This is a genomic window from [Mycobacterium] fortunisiensis (assembly GCF_019050325.1).
Taxonomy (GTDB): Bacteria; Actinomycetota; Actinomycetes; order Mycobacteriales; family Mycobacteriaceae; genus Mycobacterium; species Mycobacterium fortunisiensis.
Map to the genome: position 1 here is coordinate 31,741 of NZ_VOMB01000017.1, position 25,458 is coordinate 57,198.

The window sequence follows — 25,458 nt, forward strand, 5'->3', positions numbered from 1 at the left end:
TGGTCGGGGAACGAACGCCGGCCATGACCCGTGTGTTAGGTCACGGTTGGCGGCTGGGGTGTGAATGCGGCCTGAAGTTTCTTGGCGTCGCTGCGGATTCCGAAGGCCGAGATCACCTCGAAGATCCCGATGACGATGAGGATGATGCCGGTGACCTGGGCCAGAGCCACCAGGCCCTCCAGCGGAGCCACGAACATGATGATGCCCGCGATGACGCTGACGATGCCGATGATGATCTCCCACACCCGCCCGGGAAGTGAGGGGTCTCCGATGGCCGACATCGCCGTGGCGACACCGCGGAAGATGAACCCGACACCGATCCAGATCGCCAGCAGCGAGACCGAATTGTCCAGGCTGATGAAGCAGAGCACGGCCAGCACCAGCGCGGCGGCGCCACCGATGAACAGCAGCACGCGCCCACCGACCGACGTGCGCAAGCTGAATGCCAGTACGAGCTGGGAAATGCCGGTGAGCAACAGATAAACACCGAGGAAGATCGCGGCAACCAAAATGGTGATGCCGGGCCACACCAGGACGAGGATTCCCAGGATGACGGCGAGAATCCCTGAAACCAATGTCGATTTCCACAGATGTGGCAACAAGTTTGGCGAAGCAGTGGTTTCCATGCAGGCAGTTTGACACAAAAGCAGATGTAGATCGCGGTTTTTGCGGTACAGCTGTGATGTCGATCCGGGCTCGTTAAGGTTCCGTTACCGGCGCTGTGGCTCCGGTCGGTGACCGTTAACGTCTGCGATTTGGAACACTGCGACCGCAGTCGAGACACAGAGAAGAGGCAACCGTGACAGCTGGACGTCATCCTCGCCGGGGCAAGATGTGGCGGTTCGCCGTGGTCGTCGCGGCCAGTGGCGCGCTCGTGATGTCGGGCTGTGCCACCAACACCGAATCCGGCGGCTCGGAAACCACGCCCACGGTGGCGGCAAAGGCCGAGAAGGTCGACGCGATCGCCAACACCGTTCCGGAGCCGATCAAGTCGAGTGGCAAGCTGATCGTCGGCACCGATCCGTCCTATCCGCCCAACGAATTCAAGAACCCGGCCGGCGAGATCATCGGCTTCGACGTGGACTTGATGAATGCCATTGCCGCCACCCTCGGCCTCAGCGCCGAGTACCGACCGTCGTTGTTCGACAAGATCATCCCGTCGGTGCAGGGCGGCAACTACAACGTCGGCATGTCCTCGTTCACCGACTCGAAGAAACGTGAAGAGCAGGTCGACTTCGTGACCTACTTCAAGGCGGGCTCGGCATGGGCGCAGAAGGTCGGTGCGGGAATCGATCCAGAGGACGCCTGCGGCAAGAAGATTGCGGTGCAGACGGCAACGGTGCAGGACACCGAAGAGATGCCGGCGCGCAGCAAGAAGTGCACTGACGCGGGTAAGCCGGCCATCAACGTGGTCAAGTTCGACGACCAGACCGCGGCCACCAGTGCCGTGATGCTCGGGCAGGCCGATGCCATGTCGGCGGACTCACCGGTGACGGCCTACGCGATCAAACAGAGCAACGGAAAGCTTGAGGCGGCCGGGGACATCTTCGATTCCGCGCCCTACGGTTGGGCGGTGCAGAAAGGCTCGCCGCTTGCGGTGTCCTTGCAGCAGGCGTTGCAGCACCTCATCGACAACGGTACGTATGAGCAGGTGGCGAAGAACTGGGGCGCGGAGAACGGGATGATCGACAAGCCGGTCATCAACGGCGCGACCAGCTGAGCCGGCCGTGAGTGAGGCACTGCCGCCGGCGGCCATCGATGCCGTCCCGCTGCGCCATCCGTGGCGCTGGGTGGCGGCGGTCGTCATTCTCGTGCTGCTCGGACTCTTCGTCTGGGGTGCGGCGACCAACGAGGCATACGGCTGGGACACCTATGCCAAGTATCTGTTCGACAAGCGCATCTCGCAGGCCGCCTGGAACACGTTGCAGCTCACGATCTATTCGATGATCCTGGCGCTGGTCCTGGGCGTGCTGCTGGCGGTGATGCGGTTGTCGCCGAACCCGGTGCTCAAAGCGGTGTCGTGGACGTACCTGTGGATCTTCCGCGGCACGCCGATCTATGTGCAGTTGGTGCTGTGGGGCCTGGTACCGGTGATCTACAAGAACATTCAGCTCGGCATACCGTTCGGTCCGCGGCTTTTCGAGTTCAGCCTGTCCGATCCGAACGTCTTCTGGCTGGCGGTGGTCGGGCTGGGCCTCAACGAGGCGGCCTACATGGCTGAGATCATTCGGGCGGGTATCAATTCGGTGCCGGAGGGGCAGACCGAAGCCTCGGTGGCGCTTGGCATGTCGTGGAGCATGACGATGCGCCGTACCGTGCTGCCGCAAGCCATGCGGGTCATCATCCCCCCGACCGGCAATGAGTTCATCAGCATGCTGAAGACCACGTCGCTGGTCACGGCCGTGCCGTACAGCTTCGAGTTGTACGGTCGGTCAAAGGATATCGGCGTCGAGCTGTTCCAACCGGTGCCGCTGCTGTTGGTGGCATCCACCTGGTACCTGGCGATCACCAGCATCCTGATGGTCGGTCAGTACTACCTTGAGCGGCACTTCTCCCGCGGCGCGTCACGCAAGCTGACCTCCAAGCAGCTCGAAACGCTGGCCAAAGCGCAGATGGGGGAGCCGCATCCATGACCGCCGCCGAACCGATGGTGCGGGCCGAGAGCGTCTGCAAGAACTTCGGCGCGCTGCATGTGCTGAAGGGCGTCACCTTGGACGTCGGGCGCGGCGAAGTGCTGTGCATGATCGGCCCGTCCGGCTCGGGCAAGTCGACCTTCCTGCGCTGCATCAACCATCTGGAGCAGGTCAACGCCGGCCGGCTGTATGTCGACGGCGCGTTGATCGGTTATCGCGAGCGGGGCGGCAAACTGCACGAGATGCCCCCGCGGGAGGCCGCCAAGCAGCGCCGTGACATCGGCATGGTGTTCCAGCATTTCAACCTGTTCCCACATCGAACGGCGCTGGAGAACATCATCGAGGCGCCCATCCATGTCAAGGGGGTGAAGAAGGACGCCGCGCTGGCCCGGGCCAAGGATCTGCTCGATCAGGTGGGGCTGGCCGCCAAGGCCGACGCCTACCCGGCGCAGCTGTCGGGCGGACAGCAGCAGCGCGTTGCGATCGCGCGGGCGCTGGCCATGAACCCGAAGTTGATGTTGTTCGACGAGCCGACCTCGGCCCTGGATCCCGAGCTCGTCGGTGAGGTGCTGGCCGTCATCAAACGGCTGGCCGCCGAGGGGATGACGATGGTGGTGGTCACCCACGAGATGGGTTTCGCCCGTGAGGTCGCCGACAAATTGGTCTTCATGGACGGCGGCGTGGTCGTCGAGAGTGGTGCCCCCCGCGAGGTGATGGCCAACCCCAAACATGAACGCACAAAGGAGTTTCTGTCGAAGGTGAGGTAGCTTCGACGACATGGCTTCCGCGCGGGATGACGTATTCGTCACGGTCGGAGAACTTCGCGGGCTGATCGCCGCGGGCGGTCCCGTCGTTGTGCTGGATGTGCGCTGGTCGCTGGCCGAACCGGACGGAGAACAAGCCTATCTGGCCGGTCATCTGCCCGGCGCGGTCTACGTCTCACTCGACGACGAGCTCACCGACCACGGCGTCACCGCACGTGGTCGTCACCCATTGCCGTCGGGGCAGCACCTACAAGCGGCTGCGCGCCGCTGGGGTGTGCGCCAGGGGGTCCCCACCGTTGTCTACGACGACTGGAACCGTGCCGGATCGGCGCGCGCGTGGTGGGTACTGACGGCAGCCGGGGTCGGGGACGTCCGCATTCTCGACGGCGGGCTGTCGGCCTGGTCCGCCGCGGGTGAGGGCCTCGAGCGCGGCCCGGTCACACCCGAACCGGGCGACGTCGAGATCCGCCACGACGACCTGTATCGCGGAGCCCGTCGCACGCTCACCGCCGAACAGACACAGTCCGGCGTCGAGGTGCTGCTGGACGCGCGGGCACCCGAGCGGTTCCGCGGCGAGGTCGAGCCAGTCGACCCGGTGGCCGGGCACATCCCGGGTGCGGTGAACCTGCCCAGCACCCAGTTGCTTTCCGCCGACGGCACGCTGCTGCCCGAGGCGCAACTGCAGGCACTGTTCGCCGATCGGGGTGTGGATGCCGGCTCCGACGTCGGCGCCTACTGCGGATCGGGCGTCACCGCGGCGCTGGCAGTCGCGGTGCTGGCCGCCGCCGGGGTGGATGCTGCGCTGTATCCGGGTTCATGGTCGGAGTGGGCATCGGACCCGTCCCACCCGGTGGCCCGGGGCGCCGGGTAGCCCGACTCACCAAACGGTGCACCTACCCGCCGGTGAGCGACTTTATGCTGGGCAAATGCCCACGCGCCCGGATCCGGTCACCCCGTTGTGGCGTGCCGCTCAGATCTTTCGGTTGCTGAGCTGCCTGTACGCCCTGGGGTTCCAGATCGCGGTCAACGACGACCTGGCGCGGCCGGTGCTGGCCTGGACACTGTGCGCGGTGCTGATCCTGTGGAGCGTGGCGTGTGCGGTCGCCTACCTGCAGGGTTTCGGTCGGCGCACCTGGTGGGTGATTGCCGAGGTGGTGGTGGTCCTGGCGCTCATGCTCTCGACCGAGGCGGTGGCGTCCGCGCCGTGGATCGCCGACAACCAATCCTGGCCCACGACACTGTGGGCCACCAATGCCACCATCTCGGCCGCACTGCAATTCGGCCCGGTCGGCGGGATGGCGGCCGGGCTGGCGGTGATGGCCGCGGCCGCGACGTTGAAGGGCTACGTCAGCATCAATCTCGGCCGTAATGCCACCATCGTCATCGAGTTGGCGGTTGGCCTGGCAGTGGGCATGGCCGCCCAGACCGCACGGCGCGCCCATGCCGAGTTGGAGCGCGCGGCCCGGCTGGCCGCGTCGTTGGAGGAACGCGAGCGGTTGTCGCGTCGGGTCCACGACGGGGCGATCCAGGTGTTGGCCCTGGTGGCCCGTCGTGGCCGGGAAATCGGTGGTGAGACAACGCAATTGGCCGAGCTCGCGGGGGAGCAGGAACGTGCCCTGCGCAGATTGGTCAGCGCGCCCGACCGGGATGTGACCACCGGCGGGACGGCCGACATCGGGGCGCTGCTGCGGTCCAGGGCCTCGGACCGGGTGGCGGTGAGCCTGCCGGCCGAACCCGTGCTGCTCGAGCACGAAGTGGCCCAGGAACTCTTCGCCGCGGCCACCAATGCGCTGGACAACGCGGCCGCCCACGCCGGCCCCGAAGCCCGGGTATACGTGCTGCTGGAAGACCTGGGCGACGCCGTCACGGTGAGCATTCGTGACGACGGCGTGGGCATCGGCGACGGGCGACTGGCCGAGGCGGAACGCGAAGGCCACGTCGGCATCGCGAAATCGATTGTCGGACGGATGGACTGGCTGGGCGGTCAGGCACAGTTGAGCACCGGCCCGGGCTGCGGCACGGAATGGGAGCTGACGTTGCCGCGCGCGCCGGGCCGGCGGGCCGTCGAGAAGGGACAGGGATGACCGAGGCTGCACTGACCGTGATGGTCGTCGACGACCACCCGATCTGGCGTGACGCGGTGGCACGTGACCTTGCCGACGAGGGATTCGACGTGGTGGCCACCGCCGACGGGGTGGCCTCGGCGCGACGGCGGGCCGCGGTGGTGCTACCCGACGTGGTGGTGATGGACATGAGCCTGTCCGACGGCACCGGCGCGGTGGCGACCGCCGAGGTGCTCGCCGTGTCACCGTCGTCGCGGGTGCTGGTGCTCTCGGCGTCGGACGAGCGTGACGACGTGCTCGAAGCCGTCAAGGCCGGCGCCACCGGGTATCTGGTGAAGAGCGCATCCAAAGCGGAGTTGACCGCGGCGGTACACGCCACCGCGCAGGGCCGGGCGGTGTTCACGCCGGGCCTGGCCGGTCTGGTCCTGGGCGAATACCGCAGGATCGCCCAACGCCCCGAGGACGGACCGGCGACGCCCAGCCTGACCGAACGCGAGACCGAGGTGCTGCGCTACGTGGCAAAAGGGTTGACGGCCAAGCAGATCGCGTCCCGGCTGTCGTTGAGTCACCGCACCGTCGAGAACCACGTGCAGGCCACGTTCCGCAAGCTGCAGGTCGCCAACCGGGTCGAGCTGGCCCGCTACGCCATCGAACACGGACTCGACGAGTAGTCCTACTCATCCGGCCAAGCGGTTTCGTTGCCACGATGAGCCCATGAGCGAATCTGATCGCGTGGTGATCGCCCGGATGTCGTCCGATCTGGCCGCGATCTCGGCCTATGTGAACCGGGTCTCGACGGATCTGGCGGAGTTGACCTGCATGCTGGAGCCGCGTCCGGCACCCGCGCCGGCTCCGCTGCCGGTGGCCGCCGTCATGCCGTCTCCTACCGCAGTGGCGGCGCCGATGGTGCCTGCGCCCGCGGTGCCCGCGGCCCGTCCCGAGCGCACCGAAGGCTGGATCGGCAAGGCGCTCGCGGCGGCCGGAGTGGCGGTGACGCTCACCGGGGTGGTGCTCCTGCTCGTACTGGCGGCGCAGGCGGGTCTGTTGCGGCCGGAGTTCCGGGTCACCGCGGGCGCGGCGCTGGCAGCGGGGTTGGTCGTTGCCGGGTGTTGGCTGCACAGCCGTCCCGGGGGCCGGGTTGGCGCAGTTGCCTTGGCCGCGACGGGTATTGCCGCGGCGTACATGGACGTGATCGCTGTGACGGCGATCTACGCATGGGTGCCGGCTCCGGTCGGTCTGGTGCTGGCCGGGGTGATCGGCGGCGGGGGATTGGTGCTGGCCCGACGGTGGAACGCCGAGCTTCTCGGGCTGTTGGTCCTGGTGCCGTTGCTGGTTCTGGCGCCCGTGATCACCGACGGGGTGACGCTGTTGTTGATCGGCTTCATGCTGGCGTTGTCGGCCGCGGCGCTGCCCGTCCAACTTGGACGGGACTGGCCGTGGTTGCACGCCGCCCGCATGGTCGCGGTCACGCTGCCGCTGTTGGTCGCGCTGGTGGGGGCGGCATTCGACGGCCGCCACCAGTTCCCGCTGGCGGCGGCCTGCGGTATCGCTGCGGTACTGGCGTTGACCGGCGGGCTGATGGCGCTGCGCTGGGGCGCCAAGCCGGGGGCGACGGCGGTGCTCACGGCGGGTGGTGTGCTGCCGGTGTTGTGTGTCTCGGCTGCCGTCGATCGGGTGATCGCCGCCCTGATGGTGTCTGCGTTGGCTGCTGGGTTGGTGGCGATCGCGGCGCTCGGCGACCGGTTGCCCGGCGTGAGCCCGGTGGTCCGCCAGGTGTGGTCGGTCCTGGCCGGGGTCGCTGCCCTGATCGCGGTGCTGGTGGCCTTCGACGGCCCGGTGGCCGGGCCGGTGTTGCTGGCGATGGCCTCGGTGATCGCCGTGCTCGGACGGCGCAACCTCGTGGCGCGCTGGATTGCCGTCGGGATGGCGGTGATCGGTGGCGGGTTCTACCTCGACTCCACCGGTCCGGGCATGTTGGCCGAGGCGACGAAATTGTCTGCTGGACTGTCCGTTTCGGTGTTGATCGGCAGCGTGCTGGTGGTCGTCGCGGCGGCGACCATCGCGTGGGCCTGGGCGGGTGACACCGACACCGACCGGGAGGTGGTGCGGCTGGTGTGGGCGGTGGCGGCCGTGGTGGCCGGCTACGCCGTCACCGCGTTCACGGTGACGGCGGGCGTCGTCCTCGGCGGTACCGGCGCCGGGTTCTTCGGCGGGCACATGGCTGCGACGATCTGCTGGATCGCGTTGGCGGCGGGTCTGCTCGGTTACGCCGCGCGCCGCCCCAAGGCGCAGCGATCGTTGCTGATCGGCGGGGGGATGGCCGTGGTCGCCGCGGCGATGGCCAAGCTGTTCCTGTTCGACCTGGGGACCCTGGACGGGATGTTCCGGGTCGCGGTGTTCATCGTGGTCGGGCTGGCGCTGCTGGGTATGGGTGCGGGGTACGCGCGCCTGCTCAGCCAGCAGGACGAGCAGGCCGAATCGCATCCGGTGTGAGGGTGGCCACAACGCTCGCCAATCTGGATTGATTCCAGAATAAGGATCGTTGTGTAGGGCATGAGTACACGTCGCAACGAATCCGATATCCAGGGCTACCAGGCCACCTCCGAACTCAGCGGCCATCTACAGCAGGTGCTCGTCGACTTGATCGAGCTGGGCTTGCAGGGCAAGCAGGCGCATTGGAACGTCGTCGGCACGAACTTCCGCGACCTCCACCTGCAGCTCGACGAACTGGTCGATTTCGCCAGGGAGGGCAGTGACACCATCGCCGAGCGGATGCGCGCACTCGATGCCGTACCCGACGGACGCTCCGACACCGTGGTGGCAACCACCACCCTGCCGGCCTTCCCCGGCTATGAGCGCAGCACTGACGAAGTCGTCGACCTGATCAGCACGCGCGTCTACGCGACCGTGGGCACCCTGCGCGGGGTCCACGATGCCGTCGACGCGCAGGATCCGAGCACCGCCGACATCCTGCACCAGCTGATCGATGGTTTGGAGAAGCTGGCCTGGCTGATCAAGTCGGAGAACCGCAAGGTCTAACCACCGAGCGGCGGAGCGATGGTGGCGGCCCGCGCCGGGGGACTGTTGTCCAGCTCGGGGCCGGCCGCCTCGTCGCGCCGGCCGACCAGGTACCAGGTGTGCATCAGGCCTTTGCCCTTGATCTCGACATCACCACGTTCCTCGAGCACGAAGGCGTGGCTGATCCGGTCATACACGTTCTGCGGCACCTGGATTCGTCCGGCGATGTCGGTGGTCTCCATGCGGGAGGCCACGTTGACGGCATCGCCCCAGACGTCGTAGAAGAACTTGCGGGCTCCGACCACCCCGGCCACCACGGGCCCGGCGGCCAGCCCCATGCGCAGCGGTACGGTGCGGCCGCGCGGATCCTTGAGATCGGCGACCGCGGCGGCCAGGTCGAGCGCCAGACAGGCCAACGCCTCGATGTGGTCGGCGCGTGGCTTGGGCACGCCGGCGACCACCATGTAGGAATCGCCACTGGTCTTGACTTTCTCCAGACCGTGCCGATCCACCAGCGCGTCGAGATCGGTGTACAGCCGGTCCAGGAACCGCACCAGATCGGTCGGGGTGATGTCACTGGCCCGTTCGGTGTAACCGGCGATGTCGGCGAACAGGATGGACGCGTCGTCGTATTTGTCGGCGATGACGGTGCGCGACGGCTCCTTGAGCCGCTGGGCGATCGTGGCCGGCAGGATGTTGCCGAGCAGTTGCTCGGACCGCTGATATTCGGCTTCCATCGCCTCCTCGGCCCGGGCGTTCTCCCGCAACGACATCCAGACCGTGGCAAACACCATCACCGCCGCCGACACCGTGGAGAGCACGAAACCCGCGGTCAGCGCCCACGGCGGCCCCAGCCCGCGGTCGTGCGGAACGAGGAACTCGAGCGCGATCGTGGCCGCTACCGCCAGGCCCGCCAACGTCGCGGCCAGCACGATGCGCTCGATGCCCAACACCAGCACCACGAGCGAGGCGGCCACCACGAAGTAGAACTGCAAACCCGAGCCGGTGCCGGTCGCGAAACACATCACCGAGACCGAGGCGTAGGCGATCAGGAAGAACGCCAACGGCGCGATCAGTTCGCCGAACCGGTACAGCAGGGGGATCAGCAGGAACAGACCTGCGGAAACAAGGTTGACGAACCCGAACCGCCACATCGGGCCGCCGAGGGTCAGTTGAAAGACGCCGAACCCGCCGGATACCGCGGCGGCGATCCACGTGGCGATGTTCAGCACGCGCAGCCGGCTGGACACGCGCTCGGCGTAATGACGAGTGCGGGCCGACATGTGATTGTTCAGCGCCAACTCCGGTATGCACACCGCGCGGCGGAACTCGCTGACCACCACGAACACAGGGTATCGCTGCCTGTCGCCGGGGCGGGCGGCATTGGCCGTGACGCAGGTACAGTCCAGCAAACCCGGGCAGATTCCGGTGTGTTTCAATGGGAACTTGTTCCAGTGAGTGCGGCCGTCGAGCCGCAGACCTCATTTGGGGGGATCGCGTGGCGGATCGGTCATGGGTGCGCAACACCGCAGCCGGCTGTGCAATCGCGTGTGGCGCCATGGTGGTTGGCCCCGGCGGCCTCGGAGCCGGGGTGGCCTCGGCCGACCTGCTCGGCATCGACGTCGACGTCCTGCACATCTTCGACCACCACCACAAGCACAAGAAGAAGAACAAAAAGAACTTCAACCGCGGCGCCAAGGTGGGCGCGCAGCGCAATGGCGGAGCCAGCGTCGGTGGCGCGCGGCGCGGAGGCGCCAGAAACACCGGTGGCGGCCTCAATCTCGGTGGGCCGACGGTCAAGGTGGGAGCCACCCGGGCCGGGACGAATACCGCTGGGCAGAGCCCTTCCTCGGCGGTATCCACCGGTTCGGGCGCAGCCGCTGGATCACCACAGTCGGCGGCGCCACAGTCACAAGCACCACAGTCGACCCTTGCTGCGGTGTCCGACCAAGCCCCTGCGGCCCTCACCTCGAGCGGCGCAGCCCAAATGCCGGCTGCGGCGACGTCCGGGGCGACGGGACAGGTGCCCGCGGCAGCTGTGGCCGGCACGGTGTCGGGCGGTGGCGGAGGTGGCGGCGGCGTTCCGATCAACAGCCGCCTCAACCGGGCACCGAACCTCGCACCGGTGCCGACCTCGCCATCCAGCCGCACGATCGTCATCCGCTCGACCCCGCCGCAAGCCCCTGCGGCTCCGAGTCCTGCGGCCCCGGCGGTTCCCGCCGCGCCCGCTGTTCCAGTTGCCCCGGCGCCGGTCGTTGTCCCACCCGCTCCGGTGATCACGGCTCCGGTCCCTTCGGCGCCACCATTGGGGCCGCCTGCGGCACCGAGCGCACCGCCCGTCGCCGGACCGCGTCCGGAAACCCCGCCGGCACAGCAACTTTCGGTAGCACCACCGCCGGAATCGTTCCGGATCGGCTACGCCGACTACCTGCGTACGGCCAGCACCAGCGACCTACTCTTTGCTGTGTTGCCCGGGCTGGCCGGCATGGTGTTGATGACGGCCGCCGGCAGCGTGGTGGGTGTGCGTCAGGCCCGCGCCGCGCAGACGCTGCCGTCACCGCAGATCGCAAGGTTCCTGCCGTAGGCAACGGACTCGTCGCGTGCGTCGCCTTCAGTGACGCTGGTGGTGCCCTCGGTGAGATTCGAACTCACACTGTACGGGTTTTGAATCCGTTTCCTCTGCCAGTTGGGATACGAGGGCCGTTCCGTTCTGTACTGCGGCCTACCACCATAGAGGATGGCCCCGCGCTCGCCGAATGGTGGTCTGCACGACAGAATGTTTGCATGACCGCCGCACCGACAGACGCTGACAGACCACGCCGCGTACTCATCGCCGAGGACGAAGCGTTGATCCGGCTCGACCTCGCCGAGATGCTCCGTGAAGAGGGCTACGAGGTCATCGGCGAGGCAGGTGACGGCCAGGAGGCCGTCGAGCTCGCCGAGGCGCTGCGCCCGGACCTGGTGATCATGGACGTCAAGATGCCGCGGCGCGACGGCATCGACGCGGCCTCCGAGATCGCCGCCAAGCGCATCGCCCCCATCGTGATCCTCACCGCCTTCAGCCAGCGCGAGCTGGTGGAGCGGGCGCGTGATGCCGGCGCGATGGCGTATCTGGTCAAGCCGTTCAACATCACCGACCTGGTGCCGGCCATCGAGGTGGCGGTGAGCCGGTTCAGCGAGATCGCGGCATTGGAAAACGAAGTCGCGACGCTGGGGGACCGGCTGGAGACCCGCAAGCTGGTCGAGCGGGCCAAGGGTTTGCTGCAGAGCAAGCATCAGATGACCGAGCCCGAGGCGTTCAAGTGGATCCAGCGGGCCGCGATGGACCGCCGCACGACGATGAAGCGGGTCGCCGAGGTTGTTCTGGAAACTCTCGACGAGGAGCAGGGCGCGCCCGCTCAGGAGACCTGATCGGGCCCCCACCCGTTAATTGTGGGTTTCTCTTCGCCAGAAATGCCACGTTCAGCCAGTACACGCGGGAAGAGCATTCGTGCAACAGCGCGCACTTGGGCCGGTGGTTGGCTATGTTCTACCCGAAGCTCCAGCGCCCGGGCCTGACTGGTCGGGGCGCTGGTGCCGCTGACAACTCTGACCCGGAGGTGAAGCGTGCGCGGTCGCGTGGCACGGAAAGCATTTGCTATCGGAAGTGCGGGTGTGGTTGCCCTGGCGATTGCCGGGTGTAACCAGTCCGCGCCGGGCGGCGAGGCAGCTCAGGCCGATCTGAAGATCGTCGAGAAGGTTCAGATCGACGAGAACGGTGCCGAGGTGAAGGCCGCCCAGGACGTGGCCCCCGCCGACCCCGCCGGTGACGGCAAGGCCACCTGCCCGCCGGTGATGCTCGGCATGATGGGCGCGCTCAACGGTCCCGACGCGGCGCTGGGGATCAACATCAAGAATGGCGTTCAGCTGGCGATCGACAAGCACAACGCCGCCAACCCCCAGTGCCAGGTGCAGCTCAAGAGCTTTGACACCGAGGGTGATCCGCAGCGCGCGACGGCGGTGGCGCCGCAGGTCGTCGACGACGCATTCATCATCGGCCTGATCGGGCCGGCGTTCTCCGGCGAGACCAAGGCCACCGGCGATGTGTTCAACCAGGCCGGTCTGGTCGCCACCAGTGCGTCGGCCACCAACGTCACGTTGAGCGAAAACGGCTGGCGCACGTTCTTCCGGGGCCTGGCCAACGATGGCGTGCAGGGGCCGGCGGTGGCCAATTACCTCAAGAACACCCTCGACAACAAAAAGGTCTGTGTGGTCGACGACAGCACCGACTACGGCCTCGGACTGGCCCAGGTGGTGCGTGAAACCCTTGGCCCGGTTGCCGATTCGTCGTGCAACATCTCGGTGAAGAAGGGTGACAAGGAGTTCTCCGCCGCGGTCACCCAGATCAAGGGGGCTGCCCCGGATTCGGTGTTCTACAGCGGTTACTACTCCGAGGCCGCGCCGTTTGTGCAGCAACTCAAGGACGGCGGTGTGACGGCGACGTTCGTCAGTGCCGACGGCACCAAGGACCAGCAGTTCGTCAACCAGGCCGGCGAATCGGCGAAGGGCGCATTGCTGTCGTGCCCGTGCGGTCCGGCCACCGAGGAATTCGCCGACGAATACACCAAGAAGTTCGGCCAGGCCCCCGGCACCTACAGCACCGAGGGTTATGACCTGGGCACCATCCTGCTCAAGGGCATCGACTCCGGCGCCATCACCCGGCCCGCGCTGCTGGACTACGTCCGGCATTACGAGGGCCAGGGGGTGGGCCGCAAGTACCAGTGGAACGACAAGGGTGAGCTCACCACCACCCTGATCTGGATGTACGAAGTCCAGTAGCCCATCGCACGAAACGCGTCCGAGACCCTCCCCTGGACTCGGACGCGTTTCGTTACACACCACTTCAGTCAGGAGCCGCCACCGGATGATCCACCAGTGCGTCGAGCAGTCCGCCTGCCTGGCCGCCAACATCAACTTCAACTGGGACGGCCTACGAGACGGCTTCTGGCAGTTGACGATCGACGGCCTGTCCTGGGGTGCGATCTACGCGCTCGTGGCGGTGGGCTACACCCTGGTCTTCGGCGTGCTGCGGCTGATCAACTTCGCCCACTCCGAGATCTTCATGCTGGGCATGTTCGGCGCGTACTTCTGTCTGGACGTGATCCTGGGCTTCACGCCGAGCGGCAACGGCTACAACAAGGGCATCGCGCTGACGGTGCTCTACCTCGGCATCGCGATGCTGTTCGCGATGCTGGTGTCCGGGTCGGCGGCAATCGGGCTGGAACTCGTCGCCTACCGGCCACTGCGTAAACGCAATGCGCGGGCCCTGACCTTTCTCATCACCGCCATCGGTATGTCGTTCGTACTGCAGGAGTTTGTGCATTTCGTGTTGCCCAAACTCATGAAGGGTTACGGCGGCAGCAACGCACAGCAACCGATCGTTCTGGTCCAGCCCAAAACCCAGTTCACGGTGTTCGGCGCCACGGTGTCGAACGTGACACTGGTGGTGGTGGGCGCCGCTCTGGTGCTCGCGCTGCTGACCGACATCGCCATCAACCGCACCAGGTTCGGCCGCGGGATCCGCGCGGTGGCACAGGATCCGACCACCGCCACCCTGATGGGGGTCTCCCGCGAGCGCATCATCATGCGCACCTTTCTCATCGGCGGGCTGCTGGCCGGTGCGGCGGCACTGCTCTACACGCTCAAGGTGCCGCAGGGCATCATCTATTCCGGCGGGTTCCTGCTGGGCATCAAGGCGTTCTCGGCGGCAGTCCTCGGCGGGATCGGCAACCTGCGCGGAGCGCTGCTGGGCGGTCTGCTGCTGGGCATCATGGAGAACTACGGGCAGGCCGTGTTCGGAACCCAGTGGCGCGACGTGGTGGCGTTCGTACTGCTGGTGTTGGTCCTGCTGTTCCGTCCGACCGGCATACTCGGTGAGAGCCTCGGGAAGGCGCGGGTATGAGCGAGCATCACGGTTCAGTGTCCGGCGGTTCGGTGACCAGGACACTGCTGGCGCCGGGTGACGCCGTCCGCGACTGGTGGGCCACACTGCCGCGGGTGTCCAAATGGCTTGTCGGGCTGGTGGGTTTCACCTTGCTCGGCCTGTTGCCGTTGGTCACCCCGACCTTCCTGGACACCCCGGGCATCAGCTTCGGCGGCACCATGGCGCAGTTCGCGATGGTGGCCATCATCGCGATCGGCCTCAATGTCGTGGTCGGGCAAGCCGGGCTGCTCGATCTCGGCTACGTCGGCTTCTATGCGGTCGGGGCGTACACGGTCGCGCTGCTCACGAGCCCGGACAGTCCATGGAACAAGATGGGGCCCAACGGGTTCTTCAGCCAGGACTGGGCGTGGCTCTCGTGCGTGCCGCTGGCCATGGCCGTCACCGCCCTGGCCGGTCTCATCCTGGGGACCCCCACCCTGCGGCTGCGCGGGGACTATCTGGCCATCGTCACGCTCGGTTTCGGTGAGATCATCCGGCTGGTGGCCGACAATCTGTCCGATGTCACCAATGGTTCCCGTGGACTCAACCAGATCGCCTACCCGCGGGTGGGGGAGAGTGAAAAACTGCCCAGCGGCGTGTTCTCCAGCGGCAACTCGGCCGGTGATGCCAACTACGGCACTTGGTGGTTCTGGCTGGGGCTGATCCTGATGGTGGGCATCCTGCTGCTGGTCGGCAACCTGGAACGCAGCCGGGTCGGCCGGGCCTGGGTGGCCATCCGCGAGGACGAGGACGCGGCCGAGGTGATGGGCCTCAACACGTTCCGGTTCAAGCTGTGGGCGTTTGTGATCGGCGCCGCGATCGGTGGACTCTCCGGGGCGCTCTATGCCGGTCAGGTTCAGTACGTGGCACCTCCGACGTTCAACATCATCAATTCGATGTTGTTCTTGTGCGCGGTGGTGCTCGGTGGGCAGGGCAACAAACTCGGTGTCATCTTCGGCGCGTTCATCGTCGTGTACCTGCCCAACCGGTTGCTGGGTGTGGAGTTTCTCGGGATCAACCTGGGCGACCTGAAGTACCTGTTCTTCGGTCTGGCCCTGGTGGTGCTGATGATCTTCCGGCCGCAGGGGCTGTTCCCGGTGCGCCAGCAACTCTTGACCTACGGCAAGTCGGCCCGAGAGTTGTTGCGCGGCAACACCGAGAAGGAGCCGGTCGGATGAGCGACCCCATGCCCGGAGTCAGCGAGAGTATCGAAGAACTGGCCGGTGTTCATCGTGACATTCAGGCCGCCGAAGGTGAGATTCTGCTGGCCACACACGATCTCACCGTGAAGTTCGGTGGGCTCGTGGCGCTGGATTCGGTGAGCTTCGACATCCGTCGCGGTGAGATCCTCGGTCTGATCGGGCCTAACGGTGCCGGCAAGACCACCTGCTTCAACGCCATCACCGGGGTGTACCGCCCCAGCTCAGGTTCGGTGACGTTCGACGGTGCGGTACTGGGCCGGATCAAACGCCACCAGATCACCCGCCGAGGCATTGCCCGTACCTTCCAGAACATCCGGCTCTTCGGTGAGATGACGGCGCTGGAGAACGTGATGGTGGGAACCGATGCGCGGCACAAGACCTCGGTGCCCGGCGCTCTGGTGCGCTCGCCCCGGCATCGCCGCGAGGAGCGGTCGGCGATCGAACGGTCGGCGGCATTGCTCCACTTTGTCGGGATCGCCCACCGGGGTGAGGAAAAGGCCAAGAACCTGTCGTACGGCGATCAGCGCCGCCTGGAGATCGCCCGCGCCCTGGCCACCGAACCCAAGCTGCTGTGTCTGGATGAGCCGGCGGCAGGGTTCAATCCGGCCGAGAAGGTGGCCCTGATCGAGCTGATCCGCAAGATTCGCGACGACGGCTACACGGTGCTGTTGATCGAGCACGATATGCGCCTGGTGATGGGTGTGACCGATCGCATCGTGGTGCTGGAGTTCGGCCGCAAGATCGCCGACGGACTGCCTGCCGAGATCCGCGAGGATCCCCGGGTGATCGCGGCCTATCTGGGAGTACCTGATGACAGCAGCACCTGAATCCACCCGCCCCGTGCTGCTCGAGGTGCGCGACGCGGTCGTGCACTACGGCAAAATCAAGGCGCTGCACGGCGTTTCGCTGGTGGTGCATGAAGGCGAACTCGTCACGCTGCTGGGCTCCAACGGGGCCGGGAAGACCACCATGATGCGGGCGATCTCGGGACTGCGGCCGCTGACCTCGGGCTCGATCTGGTTCGAGGGCCGCGACATCTCCCGGGTCAAGGCGCACCAGCGTGTCATCGACGGTCTGATTCAGGCACCGGAGGGCCGTGGGGTGTTTCCCGGGATGACCGTGCTGGAGAACCTCGAGATGGGCTGCTATGGACGGAAGTTCGCGACCCGCGCCGAGCATGACGAGCGGCTGGACTGGGTGTTCGAGACGTTCCCCAGACTCGCCGAGCGGCGCGCTCAGGTGGGCGGCACCCTCTCGGGTGGCGAACAGCAGATGTTGGCCATCGGCCGGGCGCTGATGGCCCGGCCTCGGGTGCTGCTGCTCGACGAGCCGTCGATGGGGTTGGCACCGATGGTGATCTCGCAGATCTTCACGATCATTTCCGAGATCAACGCTGCCGGCACCACGGTGTTGCTCGTGGAGCAGAATGCCCAGCAGGCGCTGAGCCGGTCGGACCGGGCCTACATTCTGGAGACCGGCGATATCACGCGTACCGGTGCGGCGCGGGAGTTGTTGGCAGATGACAGTATTCGCGCCGCCTACCTGGGGGTGGCCTGACGCATGGTGGCGAAATCGATCGCCTTGTTCGTGCTTGCCGCGGTTCTGGAGATCGGCGGCGCCTGGCTGGTCTGGCAGGGTGTGCGTGAGCATCGTGGCTGGGTCTGGGTGGGTGCCGGGGTGATCGCGCTCGGCGCGTACGGCTTCGTCGCGGCGTTCCAGCCCGACGCCCACTTCGGGCGGGTGCTGGCGGCGTACGGCGGGGTGTTCATCGCCGGTTCGTTGTTGTGGGGCATGGTGGCCGACGGCTTCCGGCCGGACCGCTGGGATGTGACGGGCGCGTTGGTGGCACTGGCCGGCGTCGGGCTGATCATGTACGCGCCGCGCTGAGCCGCTCAGTGCAGATGGGCGTTGTCGTCGTCGAGATCGTCGCGGTTCAGGCCCATCGGTGTGGCGGCCGGGACATCACCGGCGGCCACCACCTGCCGGGTGATCGGGGTCAGCACCCGGAACAGGGTGGTGATCTCGTCGTCGGTCAACGCCGCCAACGCACCGAGGGCCAGTTCATCGGTGCGGTCCTCGATCCGCTGCTTGACGTCACGACCGACGGCCGTGAGCGCGTCGTGCCCGTCCAGCCAGCCGCGGGCACGCAGCTGCTCGACGTACCCGCCCCACTGCTCGTCGTCGTAGTCGCGGCTGCGCATGATCATCTCGCGCGGCACCCGGCCGGCCGCGGCGTGCAGGACATTGCATTCCCGGCCGCTGATCCCCTCCGAGACCAGGACGGCGATGTGGCCGTCGCCGCGTTGCTCGCGCAGTAGCGTCACGGCGTGCCACAACGTGGCGAGGGGTTCCTCTGGCCAGGGCAGGGCGCGGTTGGCGGCGTAGAGCGGCCGGCCATCCAGTGGGGCGCTGCGCGCGGCTTTGGCCGCCAATTCACCGGCGAGCCGGGTGGATTCGGAGTCGGTCACCCCGCAGCGGCGCAGGGCGTCAACGGCCGATTCCGAGCGCACCGCCAACAGCGTTGCCGGGTCTGCCATCTCCCAGGCGGCGGGCAGCGCCTTGGCGACGCGCTCAGTGGTGAAGTTGTAGAACGCGGCGGCGACCACCTCGGGTGCGACGATGCCCAGTGGGGCTGACCGGGAGGCGAAGTAGCCCATCCAGAAACCGGGGTAGCCCAGGGAGTCAAGTGCCGCGCGTGCCTCGGGTGCGAAGTAGGTGACGGCGTGGACCGGCTCCAGCCGGTCGAAGAAGCGACGTGCCAATGCAGCGGAGCGACCCATGCCGCTCAGTTAAGCACCACTGGCGTCGCGCTCGGTGACCGCGGTGGCGGCTTCGTCGATGATGGCGCGCATGGCCCGTTCGGCGGCGTCCTCGTCACGCAGCCGAACGGCCCGGGCCACCTCGTCGTGCAGTTCGATGGCCGCGGGGTTGGGGGAGTCGGGCATCAGGCCGTGTTCGGTCCGCCCGGCCAGCACCTCGGCCACCACGTCGTTGAGCGCACGAAACATCTCGTTGCCGCTGGCGTCCAGAAGTGTCTGGTGAAAAAGTGTGTCGGCCCGTAGATAGGCCTCGAGGTCGCCGGAGCGGCCGTGCATCACCATGTCGGACACCGCGGCGGCCATCACCCGGCATTGGTCCGGGTTCGCCCGGCGCGCGGCCAGCGCCGCGGCCGCCGGCTCGAAACCGCGTCGAAGTTCGGACAGCGACGCCAGCTGGGCAGCGCGGTCCCCGGCCTGGAGGCGCCAGCGAATCAGCCTGGGGTCAAAGACATTCCATTTGTGCGACGGCTGGACGGTGATACCGACGCGGCGGCGGGATTCCACCATGCCCATCGACTCGAGCACGCGGATCACCTCGCGCGCGACGCTGCGGGACACCTCGTGTTCGGTGCTGAGCCGTTCCAAGGTCAGCACCTGCTGCGCGGCCAGCTCACCGGAGACGATCCCGGTGCCGAGCGCGGTCAGCAGGTTGGCGTGCAGTGCGCCGACCTTTGCAGGGGAAGACACGGTTACATCGTGTCATATGACCCAATAAACGAGTAAAGAACTGACGTAATAACCAAACCGTTGCAAACGTATGATGTTTACGTCATGATGTGTGACGACAAACACATCGTGCGAGGCGGTTGTATGGGTTCACCAGTCGTGGTCATGGGCGTATCCGGATCAGGTAAGTCGACCGTCGGCGCAGCACTGGCACAACGGCTGCGGGTGCCGTTCGCCGATGCCGACGACTTTCACCCGGCTGCCAACATTGCCAAGATGTCGGCCGGCCACCCCCTGGACGACCAGGACCGCCATCCCTGGCTGGAAGCGATCGGAGAGTGGCTGGCCGAGCACAGCGCAGGCGGTGTGATGAGTTGTTCTGCGCTCAAGCGCAAGTACCGCGACCAGTTGCGCAGTCACTGCGCCGGCGTGGTGTTTCTGCATCTGAGCGGCTCGCCCGAGGTCATCCGCAAACGTCAGGCCAGCCGACCCGGCCACTTCATGCCGGCCGCGCTACTCGATTCGCAATTCGCCACCCTGGAGCCGCTCGGAGCGGACGAGGGCGGTGTCACCATCGACGTCGATCAGAGCGTCGACGCCATCGTCGATGACTACGTCAGCACAGCTACCACCCGAACCGGCACGGCGACAACCGAACAGGAGAACCGATGAGCTCATCGCTCACCCAGCTCGCGGCCGGCACAGAGCTGGTTGAGCCGGTCGCCGGTGGCACGCAGTTGATCCTGGCCGCCCTGGCCGGCATCGCCTTGATCGTCGTCCTCATCACTCTCCTGAAGCTGCACCCGTTCCTGGCCCTGATCTTCGGCGCGCTGACCGTCGGCCTGGTGGCCGGCGAGAACATCGGCACAGTGCTCGACTCGTTCTCCAGCGGATTCGGCTCCACCGCAGCCAGTGTCGGCATCTTGATCGCGCTCGGGGCGATGTTCGCCAAACTGCTGGCCGACACCGGGGGCGCCGACGAGATCGTGGACACGATTGTCGGGCATGCCTCACCCCGGATGTTGCCGTGGGCAATGGCGTTGGTGGGCGCGATCATCGGCCTGCCGATGTTCTTCGAGATCGGCCTGGTGCTGTTGATGCCGGTGATCTACCTCGTGGCCCGCCGGTCGCAGCTGTCCCTGGTGACGGTCGGTATCCCGGCCCTGGCGGGCCTGTCGGCCATGCACGGGTTCGTGCCGCCGCATCCCGGGCCCGTCGCCGCCATCTCGCTGCTCAACGCCGATCTCGGCGTCACGCTGGCGCTGGGGGTGCTGGTGGCGATCCCGACGATCGTGGTGGCCGGTCCGCTGTTCGGCAAGCTGGCCGGGCGCTGGGTGGTTCTCGACGTACCGGATCGGTTCGACAGCACCGATCCGGCTGCTGCGCAACAGGATTCTGGCCCCGGCATCGGTGGCTCCGGCCCGGCCACCGCCACCGCCACCGGGACAAAGGCGCGACCGAGCTTCGGCATCACCATGGCCAGTGTCCTGCTGCCAGTGGCCCTGATGATGGGCAAGGCGCTCGTCGACATTTTCATCGACGACACCTCGCATCCGTTGCGTCAGGCCTTCGACCTGCTCGGCCGCCCCCTGATGGCACTGCTGATCGCGGTGGTGGTCGGCATGTTCACCCTCGGTGGCGGCGCCAAGATGTCGCGCGATCAGATCGTGAAATGTGTTGAATCGTCACTGCCGCCGGTCGCCGGCATCATCATGATCGTCGCCGCCGGCGGCGGATTCAAACAGGTGTTGGTGGATACCGGGATCGGGACGCTGCTGGCCGAATGGGCCAAGAGCGCCAACCTGTCGGTGGTGTTGCTGGCCTGGGTGCTGGCGGTCCTGATCCGGCTGGCGACGGGATCGGCGACGGTGGCCACCATCACCGCGTCCTCGCTGATGCTGGCCCTGGTCGAAGGGATGAGCACCGGCGAGGTGTCGCTGGTGGTGCTTGCGGTGGGCGCCGGTTCGCTGTTCTTCTCGCATGTCAACGACGCCGGATTCTGGCTGGTGAAGGAGTATTTCGGGATGACCGTCGGTCAGACCATCAAAACCTGGTCGCTCATGGAGACGGCACTGTCGGTGGCGGGCCTGGTCTTCGTACTCCTGCTCGGTCTCGTCGTCTGATCCACCGGCAGATCAGCCCCGGACCACCTGGGTGCCGCCGGCGAGTTCGTCGTGCTTGCCCTGTTTGGTGGCACTGCCGCTGATGGTCACCGCGATGACGATCATCGCGATCACAGCGAGGAATCCACCGACCCACGGGATGATCGGCAGCACGGTGAAGGCGTTGCGAATCGCGGACTGGCCCAGGCTGGGTTTCGGGGCATTCCCCGGCCCACGTACCGCAAGCCCCAGCAGCTTCTTGCCCGGTGTCGCGCCCGCGGCCACTTCGAAGCCGACGAAGTAGACGAACATCAGCAATCCGGTGAAAAGGCCGGTCACCCAGTAACTCGACAGCGAGTCGGTGATGAACGACAGGAAGAACGCCACGATGGCGACAAGGATTCCGTCGATCACGCGCGCGAAAAATCGCCGCGCCAGACCACCGGCCGCCCCGCCGTACGGAGGCGGGTAACCGCCGGGGGCTTGCTGATACGGCGGGGGATAGCCGCCGGGCGCCTGCCCATAAGGCGGGGGCGGAGGCGGATAGCCGCCAGGTTGTCCGTACTGCTCAGGTGGAAAGTCGCCCGTTGTCATACCGACAACGCTACCGACCACGCCGCTGATCGAGTTGGGTTCGAGCCAGATCAGCCAGGGCCACGGACCGTTCGCGAGCCGCCTCGGCGAGTTCGGGTGCGCGCTCTCGGGCCGCCTCGGCGAGTTCGGTGGCCCGTTCGCGGGCCGCTTCGGCCACCTCGGGTGCGCGCTCGCGGGCGGCGTGGGCCAACTCGCCGGCACGTTCCCGTGCCACGTCGGCCAGCTCGCGACCACGTTCCGCACCGACCGCCAGGCCGTGGCCGACCTTCTCGGCGACCGCACTGTCGGAAATGGCCTCGGTCAACGAATGGTCGGTGAGGTGGTGGCCCGCGCTGACACCGGGTACGGCGGCGGCGACGCTGGCCGAGACCTGGCGTGCGGCGCGGCGCCCGCGCCAGGCCAGCGACGGCTTGCCGGCGGTGTCGGCTGCCGCGATGATCAGGCCGCCGAGCAGGCTGATGTCGGTGATGAAATCGCGGCGTTGGGCCGCCGCCCGCTGCGGATCGGACTCCCGCAGGAACGATTGCGCACCCAGGCTTCCCGGCACCATGGTGACGGCCAGGGCGGCTGCGGTCAGCCGTGGCGCCCGGCCGAGTGCCAGCAAGAGTCCACCGGCAACCTGAACCGCGGCGTTCACCCGTGCGACCGTGCGGGCATCGGAGGGCACTCCGGCGCTCATCGGACCGGGCAGTGCACTCAGCGCACCCAGCGTGTTGCGGGTCGATTCGGTGGCGCCGGCGGGGTCGCGCAGGGTCTCCACGCCGCGGGCGATGAAGGTGGCAGACAACATGGGACGAGCGATTCGTCTGATCAACATGAGCTAGGAGTTCCCACAGCCCGCCAGGGCAAACCTCGCGAGATTCACCGATGCCGCACGGAGTAGCTTCACAGACATGCGGCACCGGCCCCCCATCGGCACCGGGCGATGAACCCCGATGAACTATGACTGGAAGCAGCTGGGCCGGGGTGTCTGGCGCACCCGGCTGCCGTTCCTGGACGTGACGGTCGGCCTCGTCGCCGGTACCGAGCGCTGCTTGCTGGTGGATTCGGGCACCACACTGGCCGAGGCCCGCGGCATCGCCGCCGATGTGTCGGCGCTGACGCCGCACCGCGTCGGGCATATTGTGCTGACGCACAATCATTTCGACCATATTCTCGGTGCATCGTGGTTCAGGGGAGCCGAGATATGGTGCGCCCCCGAGGTTGTCACGTCGTTGTCTGCGGGCCGAGATGAGCTGCGTGCCGATGCCATTCGCCACGGGGCCGACCCCGGCGACGTCGACCGGGCGCTCGCCGCGATCGCGGTGCCGGACCGGCAGATCTGCTACGGCGACATCGATCTCGGTGGCCGGACCGTGAGCGTTCGCCACCCCGGCCGTGGCCACACCAGTCACGACCTGATCGTCGTCGTGCCCGGCGATCCCGCGGTGGTGTTCTGCGGTGATCTCGTCGAGGAGTCCGGCGACCCGGTGATCGACGCCGATTCCGACCTCGCGGCCTGGCCGGCCACCCTGCAGGAGGTGCTGGCCGCCGGCGGCGACGACGGGGTGTTCGTCCCCGGGCACGGCGCCGTGGTGGGCGCCGAGTTCGTCCGGCGGCAGCAGCGCCGACTGGCCGCTCACAGAGGTTCGTGAGCCCGCCGACGGATTTAGTTAGCCCATATGCGACGATTCGCCGATGACCGAGGTTGTCGCCCATTTCGTGCAATCCGAGCAGGACAGGTTCGCCCCGACCCGCTTTGCGCAGAGCCACTGGGGTGAGGACCACCTGAACGGTCCGGCCCTGGTCGGGTTGGCCGCCCAGGCGCTGGAGTCGGCCTTCGGGCTGCCCGAGTTCCTGCCGGCCCGGTTGACCGTCGACCTGTTCAGAGCCGCGCGCGGCGTGCCGACCACGACAAAGGTGGCGCTGATCCGTGCCGGTCGGCGGGTGCGCAACTCCGAGTGCGAACTGGTGCAGGACGGCGTGACGGTGGCCCGCGCAACCCTGGTGCAGTACCGGTTGGGGGCGGCCCCGCGGGGTGAAGAGTGGGTGGCTCCGGTCACTTTCGACCACCCGGGCGCGCTCGACGACGACCGGACGACGTACATCGGCAGCGATGCAGGCGGCTGGAGTCGCGCCATCGCCGACCATCAGAACGACTCCCGTAAGCGGTTCATGAACCGCACCATCACCGTCATCGACGGACACCCCAACTCGCCGTTCGTGCGGGCGGCGATGGCGGCCGAGGGCACGAGCCTGGTGACCAACCTGGGCACCGCCGGGGTGGGCTACATCAACGGCGACCTCACCGTGGCGTTGTCCCGGCTGCCCGGTGACGATTGGATCGGCGTTCAGGCCGACGCGCACTGGGCCAACGATGGCATTGCCGTCGGCGCCTCCACCCTGTTCGACGGTGCCGGGGCGTTCGGCACCGGAATGGTCACCGCCATCGGCAATCCGGCGGCGCAGATCGATTTCACCGACGATCCGTTTCCGGAACGCACCGCGCCCAGGTAGCGCCGCGGCCACCGGAACACAGGTTTCACGGCCGGCGTACCCGGCAATCCGGCAGGCATGGCCGAAGTGGATGACGGGTTCACGCGTGACCTCCTGCAGGAGCTGTTGTGGGCGTACGGCCCGTGCGGTCAGGAGGATGCGGTTCGCGATGTGTGCGGTCGGGAAGTGGGGCCTCATGCCGAGCGGACGTGGACGGATGCCGCGGGCAACCTGGTCGCCCGGATCGGTGGGGCGGACCCCGAAGCCCCGGCCACCCGGATCCTGGCTCATCTCGACGAGCTCTCGATGCTCGTCAAGCGAATAGAACCGGACGGTAGGCTGCGTCTCACCCCACTGGGCACGATGTACCCGGCCAACTTCGGCCTGGGCCTGGTGGCCATCCTGGGTGACGACGAAACCATTTGTGGGGTACTGGCTTTAGGCTCGGAGCACACCACCCAGGAAACCCCGCACGTGTGGCGGACGAAGCCCGATCAGGGCGACAAGGCGCTGGACTGGCCCGATGTGCATGTCTTCACCGGTTTGGACCCGGAGCAGTTGGCGAAATCGGGGATCGGACCGGGCACCCGGGTGTGTATCGACCGCAGCAAGCGTGACCTCATCGAGATCGGTGACTATCTCGGCTGCTACTTCATGGACGACCGAGCCGCGGTACTGACCCTGCTGCTGCTCGCGCGGCGACTCACCGCGACCGGCCGGCGCCCAGCCGGTGACCTGCACCTGGTCTTCACCACGAACGAAGAGGTAGGCGGGGTGGGGGCGGCGTATGCCTGCCGGACACTGCCCGGCGATCTGACGTTGGCCGTGGAAGTCGGGCCGACCGAGGCCGAGTACGGGACCACGGTGACCGGCGGGCCGATCGTGGCCTACAGCGACGCACAGTGCGTCTACGACAAGGGCGTGGCGGATCGGCTGTGCGACGTGGCACGGAACCTGGGGTACGCACCGCAGGCCGCAGTTCTGGGCGCCTTCGAATCGGACGCCTCCCATGCCAAGGCGGCCGGGCTGTCTCCGCAGGCCGGATTGCTGTGTCTGCCGACGCTGAGCACGCACGGCTATGAGGTGATCGCCCGGTCCGCGATCACCGCCGTGACCGACGTCCTGGTCGATTTTGTGGTCCAGATCTGATCGGCCCGCCT

The 25,458-nt window shown here is 67.1% G+C and carries 27 protein-coding genes and 1 tRNA gene; 21 read left to right on the forward strand and 7 right to left on the reverse strand.

Annotated features, from left to right (window positions below; all coding sequences use genetic code 11):
• Positions 1-35: 35 nt before the first annotated feature.
• Positions 36-626: an HdeD family acid-resistance protein gene (locus FR943_RS14430; RefSeq protein WP_217158327.1), complete on the reverse strand. Its 591-nt coding sequence runs from the start codon at positions 624-626 to the stop codon at positions 36-38.
• 206 nt (positions 627-832) lie between these two features.
• Here FR943_RS14430 and FR943_RS14435 point away from each other — a divergent pair, with 206 nt between their 5' ends.
• Genes FR943_RS14435 through FR943_RS14470 form a run of 8 tightly spaced genes read left to right on the forward strand, consistent with a single transcriptional unit; the run spans position 833 to position 8,499 of the window.
• A complete protein-coding gene (locus FR943_RS14435; protein WP_217158474.1) occupies positions 833-1,720 on the forward strand; it encodes an ABC transporter substrate-binding protein in 888 nt (295 codons plus the stop codon).
• A gap of 7 nt (positions 1,721-1,727) precedes the next feature.
• Positions 1,728-2,633, forward strand: coding sequence for an amino acid ABC transporter permease (locus tag FR943_RS14440; RefSeq protein WP_217158329.1), 906 nt, complete (start codon positions 1,728-1,730; stop codon positions 2,631-2,633).
• Positions 2,634-2,647: 14 nt separating this feature from the next.
• Positions 2,648-3,400: an amino acid ABC transporter ATP-binding protein gene (locus tag FR943_RS14445; protein ID WP_217158476.1), complete on the forward strand. Its 753-nt coding sequence runs from the start codon at positions 2,648-2,650 to the stop codon at positions 3,398-3,400.
• A 10-nt stretch (positions 3,401-3,410) separates the two neighbouring features.
• Positions 3,411-4,268, forward strand: coding sequence for a sulfurtransferase (locus tag FR943_RS14450; RefSeq protein WP_217158331.1), 858 nt, complete (start codon positions 3,411-3,413; stop codon positions 4,266-4,268).
• Between the two features lie 55 nt (positions 4,269-4,323).
• Positions 4,324-5,481: a MacS family sensor histidine kinase gene (gene macS / locus FR943_RS14455; protein ID WP_217158333.1), complete on the forward strand. Its 1,158-nt coding sequence runs from the start codon at positions 4,324-4,326 to the stop codon at positions 5,479-5,481.
• Entirely contained in the window at positions 5,478-6,131 is a 654-nt protein-coding gene (locus tag FR943_RS14460; protein WP_217158335.1) for a LuxR C-terminal-related transcriptional regulator, read from the forward strand. The genes macS and FR943_RS14460 overlap by 4 nt, the downstream gene beginning before the upstream one ends.
• A 43-nt stretch (positions 6,132-6,174) precedes the next feature.
• Positions 6,175-7,953, forward strand: a complete 1,779-nt coding sequence (locus FR943_RS14465) for a DUF2339 domain-containing protein (RefSeq protein WP_217158339.1) — start codon at positions 6,175-6,177, stop codon at positions 7,951-7,953.
• Positions 7,954-8,013: 60 nt separating this feature from the next.
• Entirely contained in the window at positions 8,014-8,499 is a 486-nt protein-coding gene (locus FR943_RS14470; protein ID WP_217158340.1) for a Dps family protein, read from the forward strand.
• On the opposite strand, the gene FR943_RS14475 is transcribed toward FR943_RS14470, so the two are convergent.
• Complete coding sequence (locus FR943_RS14475) at positions 8,496-9,821, reverse strand: adenylate/guanylate cyclase domain-containing protein (protein ID WP_372448146.1); 1,326 nt, start codon at positions 9,819-9,821, stop codon at positions 8,496-8,498. The genes FR943_RS14470 and FR943_RS14475 overlap by 4 nt on opposite strands.
• Before the next feature lie 215 nt (positions 9,822-10,036).
• Between FR943_RS14475 and FR943_RS14480 the strand changes: the two genes are divergently transcribed.
• On the forward strand, positions 10,037-11,062 hold the full coding sequence (locus tag FR943_RS14480; protein ID WP_217158342.1) for a hypothetical protein: 1,026 nt from the start codon (positions 10,037-10,039) through the stop codon (positions 11,060-11,062).
• Positions 11,063-11,102: 40 nt separating this feature from the next.
• Here the strand turns inward: FR943_RS14480 and FR943_RS14485 are convergent.
• Positions 11,103-11,179, reverse strand: a tRNA-Leu gene (locus FR943_RS14485).
• Between the two features lie 83 nt (positions 11,180-11,262).
• Between FR943_RS14485 and FR943_RS14490 the strand changes: the two genes are divergently transcribed.
• The 7 genes from FR943_RS14490 to FR943_RS14520 all read left to right on the forward strand — a co-directional run bounded on the left by FR943_RS14490 (position 11,263) and on the right by FR943_RS14520 (position 17,529).
• Positions 11,263-11,889: a two-component system response regulator PdtaR gene (locus tag FR943_RS14490; RefSeq protein WP_217158344.1), complete on the forward strand. Its 627-nt coding sequence runs from the start codon at positions 11,263-11,265 to the stop codon at positions 11,887-11,889.
• Positions 11,890-12,084: 195 nt separating this feature from the next.
• Positions 12,085-13,296, forward strand: coding sequence for a branched-chain amino acid ABC transporter substrate-binding protein (locus FR943_RS14495; RefSeq protein WP_217158346.1), 1,212 nt, complete (start codon positions 12,085-12,087; stop codon positions 13,294-13,296).
• A gap of 85 nt (positions 13,297-13,381) precedes the next feature.
• The gene (locus FR943_RS14500) at positions 13,382-14,419 is read left to right on the forward strand and encodes a branched-chain amino acid ABC transporter permease (protein ID WP_217158348.1); all 1,038 of its coding nucleotides are present in this window, start codon (positions 13,382-13,384) and stop codon (positions 14,417-14,419) included.
• Positions 14,416-15,618 carry a branched-chain amino acid ABC transporter permease gene (locus tag FR943_RS14505; protein ID WP_217158350.1) on the forward strand — a complete coding sequence of 401 codons (1,203 nt, stop codon included), beginning with the start codon at positions 14,416-14,418 and terminating at the stop codon, positions 15,616-15,618. Before FR943_RS14500 ends, FR943_RS14505 begins: the two co-directional genes overlap by 4 nt.
• Positions 15,615-16,469 carry an ABC transporter ATP-binding protein gene (locus FR943_RS14510; RefSeq protein ID WP_217158352.1) on the forward strand — a complete coding sequence of 285 codons (855 nt, stop codon included), beginning with the start codon at positions 15,615-15,617 and terminating at the stop codon, positions 16,467-16,469. Before FR943_RS14505 ends, FR943_RS14510 begins: the two co-directional genes overlap by 4 nt.
• Positions 16,453-17,199, forward strand: coding sequence for an ABC transporter ATP-binding protein (locus tag FR943_RS14515; RefSeq protein ID WP_217158353.1), 747 nt, complete (start codon positions 16,453-16,455; stop codon positions 17,197-17,199). The genes FR943_RS14510 and FR943_RS14515 overlap by 17 nt, the downstream gene beginning before the upstream one ends.
• A gap of 3 nt (positions 17,200-17,202) precedes the next feature.
• Positions 17,203-17,529 carry a YnfA family protein gene (locus FR943_RS14520; RefSeq protein WP_217158362.1) on the forward strand — a complete coding sequence of 109 codons (327 nt, stop codon included), beginning with the start codon at positions 17,203-17,205 and terminating at the stop codon, positions 17,527-17,529.
• A gap of 5 nt (positions 17,530-17,534) precedes the next feature.
• On the opposite strand, the gene FR943_RS14525 is transcribed toward FR943_RS14520, so the two are convergent.
• Entirely contained in the window at positions 17,535-18,422 is an 888-nt protein-coding gene (locus FR943_RS14525; protein WP_217158363.1) for an SCO6745 family protein, read from the reverse strand.
• Between the two features lie 9 nt (positions 18,423-18,431).
• The gene (locus FR943_RS14530; RefSeq protein ID WP_217158365.1) at positions 18,432-19,148 is read right to left on the reverse strand and encodes a FadR/GntR family transcriptional regulator; all 717 of its coding nucleotides are present in this window, start codon (positions 19,146-19,148) and stop codon (positions 18,432-18,434) included.
• Between the two features lie 123 nt (positions 19,149-19,271).
• Between FR943_RS14530 and FR943_RS14535 the strand changes: the two genes are divergently transcribed.
• Together FR943_RS14535 and FR943_RS14540 are read left to right on the forward strand one after the other, a co-directional pair.
• Positions 19,272-19,799 (forward strand): gluconokinase, encoded by a 528-nt coding sequence (locus FR943_RS14535; protein WP_217158366.1) that lies wholly within the window; start codon positions 19,272-19,274, stop codon positions 19,797-19,799.
• Positions 19,796-21,250: a GntP family permease gene (locus tag FR943_RS14540; protein ID WP_217158367.1), complete on the forward strand. Its 1,455-nt coding sequence runs from the start codon at positions 19,796-19,798 to the stop codon at positions 21,248-21,250. Before FR943_RS14535 ends, FR943_RS14540 begins: the two co-directional genes overlap by 4 nt.
• A 12-nt stretch (positions 21,251-21,262) precedes the next feature.
• Here the strand turns inward: FR943_RS14540 and FR943_RS14545 are convergent, their stop codons facing one another.
• Both FR943_RS14545 and FR943_RS14550 read right to left on the reverse strand, forming a co-directional pair.
• The gene (locus FR943_RS14545; protein WP_217158368.1) at positions 21,263-21,823 is read right to left on the reverse strand and encodes an RDD family protein; all 561 of its coding nucleotides are present in this window, start codon (positions 21,821-21,823) and stop codon (positions 21,263-21,265) included.
• Positions 21,824-21,833: 10 nt separating this feature from the next.
• Positions 21,834-22,613 carry a DoxX family protein gene (locus FR943_RS14550; protein WP_217158369.1) on the reverse strand — a complete coding sequence of 260 codons (780 nt, stop codon included), beginning with the start codon at positions 22,611-22,613 and terminating at the stop codon, positions 21,834-21,836.
• Positions 22,614-22,758: 145 nt separating this feature from the next.
• Between FR943_RS14550 and FR943_RS14555 the strand changes: the two genes are divergently transcribed.
• Genes FR943_RS14555 through FR943_RS14565 form a run of 3 tightly spaced genes read left to right on the forward strand, consistent with a single transcriptional unit; the run spans position 22,759 to position 25,447 of the window.
• On the forward strand, positions 22,759-23,457 hold the full coding sequence (locus tag FR943_RS14555) for an MBL fold metallo-hydrolase (protein WP_217158370.1): 699 nt from the start codon (positions 22,759-22,761) through the stop codon (positions 23,455-23,457).
• 43 nt (positions 23,458-23,500) lie between these two features.
• Entirely contained in the window at positions 23,501-24,319 is an 819-nt protein-coding gene (locus FR943_RS14560; protein ID WP_217158371.1) for an acyl-CoA thioesterase domain-containing protein, read from the forward strand.
• A gap of 57 nt (positions 24,320-24,376) precedes the next feature.
• Complete coding sequence (locus FR943_RS14565) at positions 24,377-25,447, forward strand: M20/M25/M40 family metallo-hydrolase (RefSeq protein WP_217158373.1); 1,071 nt, start codon at positions 24,377-24,379, stop codon at positions 25,445-25,447.
• The last annotated feature ends 11 nt before the right edge of the window (positions 25,448-25,458 follow it).